This window comes from Microtetraspora sp. NBRC 13810 (assembly GCF_030268685.1).
Lineage (GTDB): Bacteria > Actinomycetota > Actinomycetes > Streptosporangiales > Streptosporangiaceae > BSRQ01.
In genome coordinates this window covers 1-14,917 of sequence record NZ_BSRQ01000012.1, presented here as the reverse complement: position 1 = coordinate 14,917, position 14,917 = coordinate 1, and the positions used below count along the sequence as shown (strand labels likewise).

The 14,917-nt window shown below is 67.1% G+C and carries 9 protein-coding genes; 5 read left to right on the top strand and 4 right to left on the bottom strand.

Going from position 1 to position 14,917, the window contains the following annotated elements; genetic code table 11:
• Positions 1-7: 7 nt before the first annotated feature.
• A complete protein-coding gene (gene pglX, locus QSK26_RS23340; RefSeq protein ID WP_285777367.1) occupies positions 8-3,604 on the bottom strand; it encodes a BREX-2 system adenine-specific DNA-methyltransferase PglX in 3,597 nt (1,198 codons plus the stop codon).
• Positions 3,601-8,232, bottom strand: a complete 4,632-nt coding sequence (gene pglW, locus QSK26_RS23335; protein ID WP_285777366.1) for a BREX system serine/threonine kinase PglW — start codon at positions 8,230-8,232, stop codon at positions 3,601-3,603. The genes pglX and pglW overlap by 4 nt, the downstream gene beginning before the upstream one ends.
• A gap of 729 nt (positions 8,233-8,961) precedes the next feature.
• Between pglW and QSK26_RS23330 the strand changes: the two genes are divergently transcribed.
• A complete protein-coding gene (locus QSK26_RS23330) occupies positions 8,962-9,645 on the top strand; it encodes a hypothetical protein (RefSeq protein WP_285777365.1) in 684 nt (227 codons plus the stop codon).
• A gap of 82 nt (positions 9,646-9,727) precedes the next feature.
• Here the strand turns inward: QSK26_RS23330 and QSK26_RS23325 are convergent, their stop codons facing one another.
• Complete coding sequence (locus QSK26_RS23325) at positions 9,728-10,198, bottom strand: NUDIX hydrolase (protein WP_285777364.1); 471 nt, start codon at positions 10,196-10,198, stop codon at positions 9,728-9,730.
• The gene (locus QSK26_RS23320; RefSeq protein ID WP_285777363.1) at positions 10,199-10,948 is read right to left on the bottom strand and encodes a DUF5919 domain-containing protein; all 750 of its coding nucleotides are present in this window, start codon (positions 10,946-10,948) and stop codon (positions 10,199-10,201) included.
• A gap of 174 nt (positions 10,949-11,122) precedes the next feature.
• Between QSK26_RS23320 and QSK26_RS23315 the strand changes: the two genes are divergently transcribed.
• The 4 genes from QSK26_RS23315 to QSK26_RS23300 all read left to right on the top strand — a co-directional run bounded on the left by QSK26_RS23315 (position 11,123) and on the right by QSK26_RS23300 (position 14,732).
• Positions 11,123-11,467 (top strand): hypothetical protein, encoded by a 345-nt coding sequence (locus QSK26_RS23315; protein WP_285777362.1) that lies wholly within the window; start codon positions 11,123-11,125, stop codon positions 11,465-11,467.
• Positions 11,468-11,484: 17 nt separating this feature from the next.
• The gene (locus QSK26_RS23310; RefSeq protein ID WP_285777361.1) at positions 11,485-11,751 is read left to right on the top strand and encodes a hypothetical protein; all 267 of its coding nucleotides are present in this window, start codon (positions 11,485-11,487) and stop codon (positions 11,749-11,751) included.
• A 624-nt stretch (positions 11,752-12,375) separates the two neighbouring features.
• Positions 12,376-13,542 (top strand): site-specific integrase, encoded by a 1,167-nt coding sequence (locus tag QSK26_RS23305; protein WP_285777360.1) that lies wholly within the window; start codon positions 12,376-12,378, stop codon positions 13,540-13,542.
• Positions 13,543-14,348: 806 nt separating this feature from the next.
• Positions 14,349-14,732: a hypothetical protein gene (locus QSK26_RS23300; protein WP_285777359.1), complete on the top strand. Its 384-nt coding sequence runs from the start codon at positions 14,349-14,351 to the stop codon at positions 14,730-14,732.
• The last annotated feature ends 185 nt before the right edge of the window (positions 14,733-14,917 follow it).

Sequence of the window (14,917 nt, the reverse complement as noted above, 5' to 3'; positions counted from 1 at the left end):
TGCGTGGCTACTCCTTTTTCGCGGTACGGCGTCCGCGCGCGAGGGCCGCCGGCCGCCAGTTTCGCAGCGCGTCGTCGGTCAGGCCGTGTTCGCCCTGGATCTGCTGCCGGTAGCCGGCGAAGAAGTCGGCCGGGGAACCGCTGTACATGGGGTCGAACTCGCTGTGCCATTGGTGGAGCCACGGCTGCAGTTCCAGGAGTCCGGCGAGGAACGGGGTGATCTCCTCGGTGGACAGGGCGTGGTTGGTGAAGTACGTGGCCAGCGCCTGGGCTTGTTCCCTGTGGTCCCAGCCCGCCCAGCCGTACAGCTCCGGGGTGCCTGAGGTGGTCGAGGGGTAGGAGATGAACCGCTCCTTGGGCACGTCGAGCTTGCCGCGTGCCCGCCAGTAGGAGGGCTTGACGAAGTCGGCCGAGGTGTACTTCGGCGGCACGGGGATCGAGTCGCGGATCTTCCGCTTGCTGGGTTCGTCCGGGGCGGCGTCTTCTTTGCGCTGGAGGTCCCAGACGTGCTCCCAGTCGGCGCGCTTTTTCAGGCCGCTCGGCTTGTAGCGGAGCGCGGCGAGGAACGGCACGTGATCCTCGGCGAGGAGGTCGGTCACCACAGCCATCAACTCTCGGCGCGGAGCGTAGAGGGCCGCTACGGAGACGAAGTCCTCGTCTCGGGAGAGGGCGTCGGCGAGCCTGGCGATCGTAACGATTGCGGGCTGCCCGTTCTCGTCATACCAGTGCTCGCGCGCCTCGATCCGATCCAGCAGCCAGGAGCGGAGCGCCTTGTCCTGAAGCGCGTCCCATCCCTCGGTCGCCCACCGACGCTTGTACTCGGGCCGCTCGATCATGCCGATGGCTCGGGAGGATTCGATGGCGTCGATACGCTTCTGCACGATCTGCTTGTAGGGCTCAGGCCAGTGTGCGGGGATATCTGTGATCGGCGTGGACCCGTGCCGCTTGAACCACTCGCCGGACGCCTCCCCCTTAACCACCTTGCGGGCGAGCACTATCTCGAAGGCCCGCTCCCCGAGAGCGAGTTCGGGAACGTCCGTCTCGGCGGGGCTGCGCAGGTCCTCAAGGTGGAGGTTGTAGAGCGAATAGATCTCCCAGTCCAACTCTTCCTGGAGGGCGATCATATGGGCTCGAATAGAGTGCCATTTTATTCTGGCCTCACGGAGGGCCACGCTAGTGGGGAGCCTAGCTGCAATGATAGCCGAAGGACTGGTGGAAGCGAGGTCCTGAGAGCGACTGTCAAGGGCGGCAGCGAGAACGGCAGGATACTTGGCCGGAAGAGGAAAGCTCTGCAGCTTAGTTCCGGTGAACTCATAGAATTGCTCCCAGAGCTCCGTCTTGATCCCCGACTGATGCCCCTCTGTACCCTTACTGTGACTCACCATCTTGAGCCAGAAGCAAACGGTGGAACTATTAAGCAGTCCAAATAGCTGCACATACTCCTGCTCGCCAGCACCCTCTCGCAAAGTGATCGCGAGAACAGAGTGCTGCAGCACATTGTTTCTCCTGTTAACCACGAAATGATTGTGAGTAGCTATAAAAGAGAAGGCGATTGAGGGTCGAATCCTATAGCGCCCCCTAAAGAACATTGAGTACTCGAACCACTCCAACCCCCGTTGAATTTGAGTTTTCCCAAATGCCATACGCTCACAGAGAATACGCCGGGACGGCCAGAGAGCGCGGCTTACAGAAAGGGGAGCGACTGCCGACAGGTCCCATGTCGAGTATGGCCAGATGGCTTCAACTGGGTTCCATATGACATAGTCCCGCAACTCAGTTCCCTCAACTAAAGGGCGACGACACTCAAGAGGAATTCCCTTCCGTCGCAAGAATCCGGCACCAACTATATACGCACTGTCTTCCCGAGTTACAGCACCAGCGCCGATATCGCCAGCCAGCCCCTCCAGAAGATCTTTCCCATTCGCCCGAATATTTTCGATCAGCTCCAAACCGCCACTGACAAGAATCCATGGATGGCTTCCGAAGTAACGGAAACGGTCCAGGTCATCCACTGAAACCCATTGGCTGGCTGAACCCGGTTTGTCGATCTGATCCACAATCGCTCGCCAGACAAGCCCCTCTTCGGCATTCTCTAGAGCAGCAGGCTCGCCTTGTACACTCCGGATAGTCCGGATAGTCTCCGATCGCTCCTTCCCCGAACGCCGCGTGCCGATGAGGATGACCGTCGGCGTTCCGTGGCCGGGGATGTAAGCACCCGATGTGTCGATCACCTCTGTCAACTCGACCTCGCGGGCGAAGAACTCCTCGATCAGCTTCGCCCCGAACTCCCTCTTCAGGAACGAGTTCGCCGTAATCTGTCCGACCTTTCCGTACCCGCGCCCGTCGGCGTCGCCCCGCTTGGCCAGCTCGAAGAACCGCTGGGCGAACGGCACCGAAAGTGCGTACGCTCCCGCACATGCCTTGTACAGCTCCCGGTACAGCGCGTTCAGCTTCTTGTCCGCCACCGTGATGTACGGCGGGTTACCCACCACCACGTGGTAACGCCCCGGCTCCAGAATACGCGGGTGCTCGTACACGTCCTCCACCGCATAAGCGAAGTCCGCCAGCGGGTCGCGCGGTACCTCGTCCCCCAGAATCAGCTCAAGCTGCCGTTCCTTGATTAAGGAATCACCGATCGCAAGATGCATCGGCCAGTCGTACTTGACCGCCTCCGCCATCGTCCGCATACCCGCAGCCGCCATAGCAGCGACCAGCAGCCGGAACCGCGCGATCGCCACCGCGAATGGGTTGATGTCCACTCCATGCACCGAGTCCAGTGCGGCCCGCACCCGCTGGTGCCGGTCGGTGTCCGGCCGGCGCTCGGCCCACAACCCGACCAGCCGCCGGAACGCGCCCAGCACGAAGTGCCCCGACCCGCAGGTCGGGTCGATCATCTTCAGCTCCTCGAAGCCGAACTCCCGCACCGCCGGGTCCATTGTCCGGTCGAGGATGAACTCCTCCACGAACTCCGGTGTCTGCAGCAGCGCGTACGTCTTGCGCGCCGCCTCCGACAGGTCCTGGTACAGGTCGCCCAGAAATCGTGTGTCCCAGCCGCGGGTGCCGTCCTCGCTCAGCGAATCGGTGAAGTCGTGAACGAGCGTTCCCGTCTCGTCCTGCTCGCGCCAGAACTCAAGCAGTGCCCGCGCCCCATCGTGCGAGAGCGGGATCTGAAAGAGCGGATTATGAGCCGGATCGAACAACAGCTTGCCGGCCTGCCCCTCCCCAAGCTCCGCGAAGGCACGTTCCAACCACCCGCGGTAGGTCGGGTCGGGGTCCTCCTCGACATACGCCTCATACCGCGCCTGGGCCAGGTCCCGCCGCTCGGCCCCCGGAGCCGTCAAATACGGCTCGGGAATCAGCCGGTTGTCCTCGCAGAAGCGCATGAACACCGTACCCAGCACCCACGCCACTGCGACCTGCGTAACGCGCTCGTCCAGCCAGGAGGTACGGGTCGCCGCCGTGCGCCCAAGTTTGCGCGCCTGGTCGTACTCCGCGCGCAGCCGCGCCTCGACCTCCGGCAGGGCCTTGACCTGCTTGGCAAGGTCGGCCTCGACCGCCTTGACCTGCTGCTTCAGATCAGCCAACAGCGCCTTGCGGTCGATCATCTCGCCTCTTCCCACACCTTCTGACTCTTCGCGGAGGCCCGGTGCTCGTTGCTCACCCAGGAGTCCGGCAGCACGATCCACTCGCCCAGCCCCGCCTGATACGGCACGGCGACCGCACCCAGCCTCGGCTCACGTTCCGGATCGCCCTGCGGGCAGAGCAGCCACAGCCCCCGCATGCCCTGCCGGGCCGCCGCCGCCAGCCGGTCGAGCACGCCCATGGCGTCGTAGCGTGCGAACGCCATGGCATCCGTCAGCAGCACCGGGCCGGCGCCCGACTCCAGCAGCCCACGCATCCTCGGCTCAATCCGGCCCCAGGCGGTACGGGCATATTCGGCGAACTTCAGCGCGGCCCTGGTGCCGGGCTCGGCGACGTCCGCGCGCAGGATGGTGTCCCAGGTCGGCTTCGTGCCCGGCGGCACGAGCTCGTGCATGACCTCCAGGAACAGCCCGGTCATCGAGACCGCCTCGACCCCGAACCTGCCGGACCCGCCCGAAAGCTCGGCGATCGCCTCCCGGGTCAGCCCCGCACGCACCGTAAGCACCCGGAACCCGTCCCGGCGAGCCGAAGCGGCGAGCCGCTCCTCCGCGCGCACCGCTCCCGCGATTTGGGGGTCGTCGGCGTACCGGGTGACGCCGGTGCCGGCCGTGGTGTGCCGCCAGGCGCGCACGGTCAGGTAGCTGGAGACGGTGTCCATACGCGTCGGCAGGTAGCGCGGGGTTCCGGTGTCCTCTCGGGTGGACAGGGCGAGGTCGAAGCCGGCGTCCCGTAGGGCCTTGGTCAACGCTCCCTCGGCCGGCAGCTCGCGGCCACCCCGGCCGTCCGCTAGCTCGGGGAAGCGGGCACGCACCCGCTCGTGGACATCCTCGGCGGTCAGGCCCGGCTGCCGTCCCTCCGGGACACCCGGGATGAGCCGGACCAGCCCCGCCTGGGTCAGCCGTAGTGCCCGCACCAGCGGCAGATCACGTGGGTAAATCTCCAGCCGTGGCGTGGCGGCGGCGTTACGAGACGCGGCGACGGCCAGCTCGACCATGCGTCGCTCGTCCCACTCGATCGCGCCCGGCGGCGGGCTGATCGCCCCGAGCTCGCCCAGCACGGTCGTCGCTGTCGGCAGCGTGTCGAGCTTGGCGAGGCGGTCGGCGACCCGCCCCAGACGGTGGGCGTAGTCGAGCAGACCGGGAGCCGATGGAGTGTCGGGACCGTCGTCTTCACCGACCTCCAGGGCCAGCAGGCCCGCGCCCATTCCCTCGTTCACCGCCTCGCGATTGGCTGCGTGCCGGAACGCGCTCTCCTCCGGGACGAGCTGTTCCACCTCCACCACCGCCCGCACAGCGGCCAGGGCGAGCGCCCGGCGCTGTTCGTGCCCCTGCAGGCGCGTGCCGCGCCGTACCGTGAGCGCGTCGGCGATCTCGGCGGCGGAGGCGACCCGGCCGAGCCCGGCCAGCAGCGCCAGGAGCTCCTCCCGCAGTGCCCCCACCGCAGGCAGCTTCTTCCACCGCGTCCGCTGGGTCTTCAGCATCTGTGGGATGCGGCCGGCGCTGAGGCCGAGGGCCTCGGCGACGTCCTTCTGCTTCGGCCAGACCCCGATGCCGGGCAGTTCGCCGTGATCATCGGGGAGGCGAAGCAGCAGCCGAACCATCTCGACCTCATTGCGGTTCGACCCGTTGCTCTTCAGCTTCGGCACCAGCAGCGCGGCGATCGTGTCCAGGCTGACGGAGCGCAGAACACGCTGGGAGAGGTCGTCCGCGCCCTCCCCCGCGGCGAGGGTGTCCACCAGCGCGGACTCCGCCGCGCTCAGCCGTTCCAGCTCCTCTTCCGCGGCGCGGCGGCCCTCCGGAGTGAGCGGCGAGACGGGCGCTTGGCGCAGCCGCTCGCCCCACTCGCGCTGGCGGCGCTGGATCTCGTTACGGGTCTTGGCACCGAGACCGGGGGCGTTGACGAGATTGCGCTGGCTGTAGTCCAGCAACTCACCCACGGTCGTCACACCCAGGCCGTACAGGAACGACTCGGCGGCCGGGGTCAGACCTGCGGCCGAAAGGTGGGAGTCGCGGGTGACCTCGGCGGCCAGCCGGTCGCGCTGCAGATCTGCGGACTCCGGCTCGGCTTCGGCGATCGCCGGGGCCGTGCCACCCGTCTCGTCGGAAGCCGGGTGCCGGGAGGCTCGGTGACCGGACGGCACCGTCTCCGCCATGTCCAGGAAGATCTTCTTCCAGGCGTCCCGCATCGGCTTGAGCTCGCCGAAGCGCCGCGCGACATCACGGTTCAGGGCCTTCTGGAAGAAGGCGACGAGCCCATCCCGGATCGCCGGGTCGAACGCGTCGGCGGCGATCGTCGGAACCGGCCAGTCCTCTGAATTGGTCTGGCGGGGCGATACCTTGCCATCGCCCCACTTGGGCAGCTCTCCGGAGGCCATTTCGTGCAGGGTGACGGCGACCGCGTACCGCTCGGCGTGGGCGTCGTATACCGAGCGCGTCAGCGTCCCGATGAACGGATCGAGGTAGCCGTCGGTGCCGGCGTCCGTCTCCTGCACGGGGTATCCGGCCAGCGAGAAGTCGATCAACACCAGCTCGCGGGTGCGGTTGGGGCGCACCCGGATTGCGATGTTGTCCGGCTTGATGTCGCGGTGCCAAACGCCTTCGCCCTCCAGGAAGTCGACCGCGCCGAACAGGTAGTCGCCGTACGCCTCCAGTTGGTCGACCTGGAGCCGGCCGCCCTCGCGGAGCTGCCGCGCCACGGTCTCCTCGCGACGACGCGTTCCGCTTGCGGACTCCCCCTGCTCGTCCGGGTCCCGCTCGTCACCGACGTACTCCAGGACCAGGACCGTGCGGGCCCCGATGAACAGGGGCTCCGGCTCGACCAGCCGGATGACCCGCGAGTCGGGACGCAGCCGTCCCATGACCTCGGCCTCACGAGCCAAGACCTCGCCGCGGCTGTCGGACAGCGCCACTTTCAGCACCGCGAACGCGCGAGCCCCACGTGCCGGATCGGCTCGCAGATCCCGGACGAGGAAGGCGCGGCTCGTCGAACCGGTGCCCAGGCGGCGCCGCACCTCCCAACGGGAGGCCAGCACGTCGCCCGCGACGGCCTCCAACGGGTCCTTCTCCGGGGTCTGCGCCGGCGCACCGGTGTCACCCGGACCGGAGGCGGGGGCGGTCAGCGAGTCCTCGACGCACTCCAGCATCTCCAGGAACTCATCGACCGTCGCGAGCCGCCGCTCCGGCCGGTAGGCGGTCGCGGCCTGCACCAGCTCGTCGATGTCCTCCGACAGGCCGTCCACGATCGCACTGGGCCGCAGCCCCTCCCCCGCCTCCAGCCGGGCCAGCAGCTCGGCCTGGCTCGCCGCCGGGGGCCGGCCGGTCGCCAGCAGATAGGTGAGCACGCCAAGGCCGTACACGTCGAGGGCGATCGGGTCGGGACTCACCGCGGTCAGCTCGGGGGCGAGGTACGGGTCCGCCCCCTCGGCCAGGTGGATCGCCGACAGAGCCGTCGGCGCGAACCGCGTCATGCCCTGCGACGGCCCACTGCCGCTGCGCTGCGTGGCGATCTGCCAGTCGGAGATCTGCAGATGCGGCGCCAGCCAGGCCGCCTCCTCCCCGATCGCCTGCCCCTCGCGGCCCCTGTTGCGGGGGATCACGTGCACCGAGCGCGCGGCCAGCGCGCGATGGTGGATCCGGCTGGAGTGCGCGGAGCGCATCGTCTCGGCGAGTTGCCGGACCAGGGCCATCCGGCCAAGGATGTCGAGCTTGTCTCCGTACTGGACCAGGTACTCGTCCAGGCGCAGGGTCTGCGGATGGTAGTCGAAGATCAGCGCCGGACCGGCCGAGTGCCCGGAGGGGTCGTACTGCTTGAGCTGTACGACGCCGGGGTGGCGGAAGCGGCGCAGAACGGCGGCCTCACGCCGGGCGGCGTTCTCCACCGACGCGCGGATCGACGCGTCCGAGCCGCGCTCCCGCAGGTAGATACGGACCCGCGCCAACTCGGGCAGCTCGCTGTGGCGTGCCAGGTAGTCGGCCCAGGTCGGACCGGTGTCGAAGGACTTGCGCTCCAGGAGGTACGGGCCGACCTTGTACTCGGCGTCGCTCCGGCGAATGCCCACACGTTCCAGCGCGGTCTTGATTTCACGGGAGTCGGTCGAGGTGATGCGCCGCCGCTCGTCAGACGCGGGGCGCCGCAGCATCTCCACGAGCCGGTCGATCGTGTAGACGCCGTTCTGGTCGTGGGCAGGCAGGTGCACCCGTAGGGAGGATTCGGTGAAGCAGACCGCCGCGGACACCCACACGCGCCTACCGTGCTGACCCAGCAGCGCGGCCAGTTCCTTGGCCTTCTTGTTCACCAGGTGTAGCGGGTTTCCGTGCGGGATGCGGCGCCCATCGCGCGTGGTCTGCACCCAGGTGCCGTTCTCGGTGGTCAGGCTGCCGCGCCAGTCCTTGAGCTCGACCATGCAGACGCCGCCGGGCGTGACGACGAGCAGATCGACCTCCCGCACGTGACCGGCATGCGCGGTGAAGGTGAAGTTCGACCAGGCTCGCCAGGGCTCGGCGTCCGGGAGCTTCTCGCGGATGGCCTCCAGGCCACGACGCTCGTGGTCAAACTCGGACTCGGTGACGGTGGTCCACCGGCCTTCGAGCATGCGCCCACTCCGCTTTATCGATGTCATGCCTCGTCGATCACCAGACGTGACGGAACCCTTGCGCCGATCGTATCGACGAACTTGGACGTTTGAGGAATCAAATAAGAGAACGTTGTGGGAGAGACGCCAAGTTACTGGGATGAGAACGCTCACTCCATTCCTCCCCGACCGACAGGGGCCTTCTAAAGCCCAGACGGGATTCGTGATCACGCGGATCACCGTCGAACGCGAAGGCCGGCTTGGCGAGGTCCAGAGATTGCGGGTCAGCCTGGACGCAGCCCGTGGGAGCTGACTGCGGTGGACCGCATCGCCCGGATAGCCGTGTCCGGTCCGACTACACCCGGCAACCTCGGCACCGACCGAACGCGCAGCGAAGGCACGGCTGCCTCGCAGCTGATGCGAAGATTGAGCGTCTCGTGCTGAGGGACCGTCCTGCGCAACGGTCAAATGACCGTCAAACGATCAAGAGGCCAGATCCACGACCTCGGGATCCAGCCTCTACTGGGAAAACACGGTGGGGCTACCAGGACTTGAACCTGGGACCTCTTCCTTATCAGGCAAGGCGGGTGAGGGCGGGACCATGAGCTGTACCCGCTCCTACCTGCACGTACGGTCCATGGTGATCCACCGACGTCCAGCCTCGTCCGTGGTCGTTGTCACTCAGTTGGTCACTCATTTTGAGATTCAACCTCCGCACCGGCCACTCTGGCGGCCTGGCATAGTGGGCTCGTGCGGGCAGAGGTGAAGGACTGGCCTGGGCCGGTATCGACGTGCTGGAACCACTGGATCGCGGTCCCGACCGGTGACCAGGTGGGCGTCATGGAAGTCTTAGGCCTGTCCTCGCCCACACCGATCACATTCGCCGAGGCCCAAGAAGTGATCGACGCCGATGCACACGGCGACCCGGATGATCGCCATCACCTGTCGCGAGTCTTTGTCACCCCCGAAGTAGACAGCTGGACCCTGGTCATCGGGGCCTGGTGCGATCCTTGCGGCAGCGAGCGCCACGAGGATGTGCTCAGGTTGTGCGAGGCGCTCAGTGCTCGCTACGGAGAGGCCCAGGCCTATTACTACGGCGAGCAAGGGGACGGCTCGGCATGGCTGGTGGCCGAACACGGCAGCGTCGTACGCCGGTACGCGGCGACCGGCGAGCTGGATGACGAACTGCTCACCCTCGGCGATCCGCTGCCCCAGGAACAGGCACGACGCTTGGAACTAGGGCTTCCGGCCGACGGAGACCTGCAAGCCGCAAGCAGTGAACAGATCGAGGAGTGGGCATGGGCCGCCTTCCACCTGGCCCCTGAGATCGCCGCCGCGTACGGCGTCAGCCCGTTCGCCTTGACGCGTGAGACAAAGGTCCGAGGAACCGGCGTGCTCGCGCTGACGCCGGATGCGGCCAGCCACGGGATCTAAGACACAAAAGGTCAGGGGTGCTATCCGGCCATCCCCGCGCGGCACCGGTGTTTCAAAACCTTTACCCCGCTGGATTTCCGGCTTAGCCGATGTACGGCGAGACAGTCCCGTCGAGAAAGTGCCCGATCCGGAGTCGCTGGGTGTCGTGCATCGACAGTTCCTCGAACTCATCGGGACTGATCCAGCGAACGTCGGTCGACTCGTCGCTGACCGCGAGTGCTCCGCCGACGACGCGGGCCGTCAGGCAGACGTTGAACTGGCGGCGTACCTCCCCGTCGCTGTAGGCGATGATGTGCCGGGCATCGGTGTAGAGGCCGACCATGCCGGTCACCTCCACGTCGTAGCCGGTCTCCTCCTTCACCTCCCGTACAGCCGCCTGCGGCACCGACTCGGTGAGGTCCATCCCGCCGCCGGGCAACGCCCACAGCCCGTTGTCGGTGCGCCGCTGCATGAGGATGCGTCCCTCGTCGTCGACGACCACAGCGGACACTCCCACGACCAGACTGTTCGGCTCGGGGGCGTCAGGATCGTCGTAGTACTCGGTGCGGGCCACCTACCTCTCCTCACCGGGCAGCCGGGACTGTTTCCACACGGCTTCGAAGCTGGTGGCGTAGGTGTCGAACAGCCCTTCCTCGCGCATGTGGCGCAGGTGGTAGACCGGGGCGCCGTAGGCGTTCATGCCGAAGACGTGCGCGTTGACGATCATGTGATCGTCCCCCAGGAACAGGGAGTTGTAGAGCGTGGTGTCGTGCACGCGCAGCTCGACGTTCGACGATTCCGTCAGCGGCCGGTAGTGCATGAGCGCCACCCGGCAGCGCGACTCGATGCCGTGCCCGAACAGTTCCTCAGCACCCCTGCCCCGAATGACGAGTGAGTCGGCGTCACCGAGCAAGATGCGGACGCGACACCCCTCCCGTGCCTTCGACGCGAGAAGGTCGTTGAAGTCCGGCCACGACTCGTGCAGGAAGTTCGCGGCGTAGACCAGGATGCCGATGCGTTGCTCCGCGCGCTCGAACAGGGTCCGCCACATGTCCAGGGGCGCGGAGGCGCGGGTGGGGTAGGCGGCGACCAGTTCACCGCTCCCTCGATGACGTCGCTTTCCCTGCTCGATCGCGGGCCACAGGTGGGCGAGGTCCTCCCGGAGCACGATCGCGGCCCGGTGGGCGATGCCCGGGTGTGGCGTACGGCCAGTGTTGACCCATCGTTCGGCGGTCTTGGGATCGACCCCTACCGCCTCGGCCAGTTGCCGGACGCTGATGCCCGCGTGGAGCAGCGCGGACCGCAGGCGCTCGTTGGGTGCCATGGGACGTTTATACGCCTCCAAAGACGTCCCGTCACCGTCCCCAAGTGAAGTTCCATCGTCCCCGCCCTGATCAGCATGCTTAGGGACGTATCAAGCCTCAAAAAACGTCCCCTCCCACGAACGACATGAGTCGCGACCGCCTGGTCACGACCATCCGAGACCTCCCGGAGAGCGATGCCCCTCAACGCAGTGATCACAGAAGCAGCCCGTTCCTCTCATGCGGCCGAACAGCTTCGCGCCGCTCTCGCCGATCTCGGGATAGCCGCCGACGTTCACCAGGGGCACGGCGCGGCCCTGCTGAGCGTGTGGGTGGACCTGCTCGTCTGGTCCGACGGCTTCCACTTCATGTGGTGGAACGGGGAACACTCCGCACGGACGGGTCGCAGGAAATACGCGACACATCCGGCGGGCACCCCGGTGGCAGCCGCTCACCGGATCGCCGCCCGCTATGTCGATCTCTGTGCCGCACACCCCGCGCCTCCGCTGCGAGCACCGAGGGCAGAGGCGGCGCCGTTGTGACGATGCTTGAGACCTGCGTGAGCCCACACCTGGGCATGGCGCAACACGGTCATGTCCGGCTCGACTGGCGCGCACCAGAACGGGTCCTGGAGCGGGTGCGGCCGGTGGCGTGGACATGCGGGTGCCGGGCCACCGTGTACGAGCTGTTCCAGGGCGGCGGACAGGGGTTCATACGGCGCACCCTCCAACTCGACGACGGCCACCGGGTGGACGAGAGCCACCGCTGGTCGATCGCCAAAGCTCGGGCGACCTGGACGGCACTGCTGTCCGGGAAAGCCCGGTAGAACGGGCGTGGCGGCGTGTGCTTCGGAGGGACGGCGTCGCCACGCCTACCAGGGGCCACCATGCAGAGTTCCGGCCCATTCCTCCCCCGCCCCCGACAGCTGCCAGACCGTGTGTCCCGACCGAGGGGTCAACTCCGTCTTCGCGTGTCCGTTGCCCCACGGCGTACACCGGTACCCCACACCCAACAGGTACAGACGGAGTTGACGCCGACCGAGGGACACGAACACTCCGGCAGCGGGGGCGGGGGAGTCACGGCCCGCAACCCAGGAAAACCATCGACGGGAGTGGAGACGGCCGGCGCAATGCCGAATGGCACCCCGTAGGGGCCGCGAAGCGGTTGGGCCGGTGGTCGGAGCGGCAGGCGGCAGCGCGTACCAGGGCGGCGGGTGCGTTCGGTTCGGCGGGTGCTCGGTGCGGTGGGCGGCGGGCTTACGCCGTGCCGTCCCGGCTGGCGCGGGTCGGGACCGGCCGCCAGGGCCGCACGCCCGGCCCGCTGGCCGTGCCGGGGCGGCGGGGCGTGTCCCGCCGTGCGGCGGCGCGAAGCGCTGGCGCCTTGAACCAGTAAAGAAACTCTGAGCCAATCCCCGACCACGTGGCACTTCTCGGACAGGAAGCGAGGCATCATGACCACCCGACGCAGCCGGGGAGACGGCGGCCTGCACTGGGACGAGACCCGCGAACGCTGGATCGCCTCAGTGACCGTCGGCTACACCCCCGCCGGAAAGCGCATCGTCAAGAAGGCCAGCGGCAAGACCAAGACCGAAGCCAAGGCCAAACTCAAAGAGATCATCCGCGACTACGACGACGGCCTGACCACGGCCGCGCACAACCACACCGTGGGCGACGCCGTACGCGACTGGCTGGAGTTCGGTCTCAACGGACGGGAAGCCTCCACGGTCACGAACCGCCGCATCCTGGCGGAGCAGCACGTGATCCCCGCGCTGGGCGCTCGCAAGCTCCGGGAGCTGTCCGCCGACGACGTGGACCGGTGGCTGGCGACCAAGTCAAAGATCCTGAGCACGGAGACCCTGCGGAAGATCCACTCGATTCTCAAGCGGTCCATCGCCCGCGCCCAGGCGCGCGACAAGGTCAAGCGCAACGTGGTGATGCTGTGCGAGATCCCCAAGGGACAGGAGGGGCGTCCCTCGAAGTCGCTGACGCTCGACCAGGCGGCGTCGGTGCTCAGGGCGGCCGAGGGGGCGATCCTGTACGCCTACGTCGTGGTGTCGCTCCTCATCGGCGCCAGGACCGAGGAGTTACGGGCGCTCACCTGGGCGCATGTGGACCTGGACGGCCAGCCGGACGCGGATCCCCCGCTCCCGCCGTCGATCATGGTGTGGCGCTCGGTACGAGTCGGGGGAGACACCAAAACCGAGAAGTCCCGGCGCACCCTCGCTCTCCCCAGGCTGTGCGTAGACGCGCTGCGCGGGCACCGTGAGCGGCAGACACTCGCACGAGAGAGAGCGGGGAACTTGTGGCAGGAGAATGACCTCGTCTTCGCGAGCAAGCACGGGACCGAGCTGGACGCGGCCAACGTCCGCCGGGCCTTCCGGGTGATCCTCAAGAGGACCGATCTCAACGAGGACGAGTGGACTCCCCGGGAGATGCGGCACAGCTTCGTCTCGCTGCTGTCGGACTCCGGCATGGCCCTGGAGAACATTTCCCGCCTGGTCGGCCACAAGGGGACCGTGGTGACGGAGAAGGTCTACCGCAAGCAGCTCCGCCCCGTGCTGCTCGATGGGGCCGAGGCGATAAACATGATCTTCCCCATCGAGGTCAAGGGAGCGTAGTCACTCACTTAGTCACCCGGAAGATCGAAAAAGGCCACTTCCCTGCCGGGAAATGGCCTCTGAGCTGGGTGGGGCTACCAGGACTTGAACCTGGGACCTCTTCCTTATCAGCACCGTCCGCGCACTGGCCTGACCAGGGCGATCATGGATCGCCCTGGTCAGACGCGGAGTCTCGGTGAACCAGAGAGAGCGTCGGTGAACCTAGATGAGCCATGCTCAAGATCGTTTCTCCCGGGTTTCTCCCAGGCTTTGAGGCGCTAGGCGAGCCAGAAGCTCTCATGGCGACCGCCCTGGATGCCGACGGGAAGCAGATCGGCACTGGGTACGGTCGGTCCATGACCGAAGCGCTGCGCACCGTGATTGCGCGGGAGCAAGAGGAGCCCGCAGCGCTGCGCACCGTGATTGCGCGCGAGCAAGATGAACCCGTGCGAGCGGAGGTTTTGGGCAGCGAGTCCGCGGCCGAGATCCCGGATCGCGAGTACTCCGATGAGCCCCCGTTTGAGCGAACTGACCTCTGGCTCCGCTGCCGATCAACGCCCCCACGCCTACCCCGCACGAGGCTGCCCGCCGGCACGAAGTCCGGGAGCCGTCGAGACACTGATCCGAATGGCTCCAGTCCCGAACCGATGCGTTCCAGCACACTCGTCGGTTCGTCGAGGGGCCCAGCACCGCTCCACGTTCTTGAGGTCGGAGGAGCCGCAGACCGCCGCCGAGTCAGACGACTGATCCCGCCCGTGTCCGGCTCTCGCCGTGGCGACCCGCGGCATGAAATTCGGCACCACTGACCACCTCATAGGGTGACGCCCGTGAACCCCAAGCACACCGTCGACACCATCGACTACGCCATCGTCGACCACCTTTCTGACGACGCCATGCGATGGCGCCCCGGCGAATGGGCCCACTTCCGACGGCCTGCCCTCGCCGCGCGGATCGCTGCCGATACCGGCCGCGACCTGAGCAGCGTCTCCCTTGAGCTCGACCAGCTCCACCACACGCGGCCAGACGAGGCCGACCCCGCGCGGATCGTGCAACTGTTCGCCCCAACCGGCATCGCACTCGGCGCTCCCATCGCGGACGTCGTTGACCAGGTCGCGCAACTGCCGGCGGAACAGCGTGGTCCCGTGATGGCCACCATCACGGAATCCCTCGTGCCCGCCGTTGTGCAGGCCGTGCTGGCTGAAGCGCTGTAACACGAAATGCGCTCTGACACGTCTATGGCCTATTAAGTGCCTCTAGAGGGGCGCGCATTGACGTGATCTCAGCGAATTCCCGGTAGGTAATCGTGCTCGAAGTGAGTGAGGACAAGCGCCGCGCGGGCGACGTCGCCGATTCGGCTGGGGCTGACGGTGATGTGCTGCAGGGTTCGCCACCGGCC

What these genes read in the sequence shown, in the direction of transcription:
- pglX (WP_285777367.1), bottom strand. Translation starts at nt 3,604, where the DNA reads ATGATCGACCGCAAGGCGCTGTTGGCTGATCTGAAGCAGCAGGTCAAG.
- pglW (WP_285777366.1), bottom strand. Translation starts at nt 8,232, where the DNA reads ATGCTCGAAGGCCGGTGGACCACCGTCACCGAGTCCGAGTTTGACCAC.
- QSK26_RS23315 (WP_285777362.1), top strand. Translation starts at nt 11,123, where the DNA reads ATGCCCCTCAACGCAGTGATCACAGAAGCAGCCCGTTCCTCTCATGCG.
- QSK26_RS23320 (WP_285777363.1), bottom strand. Translation starts at nt 10,948, where the DNA reads ATGGCACCCAACGAGCGCCTGCGGTCCGCGCTGCTCCACGCGGGCATC.
- QSK26_RS23305 (WP_285777360.1), top strand. Translation starts at nt 12,376, where the DNA reads ATGACCACCCGACGCAGCCGGGGAGACGGCGGCCTGCACTGGGACGAG.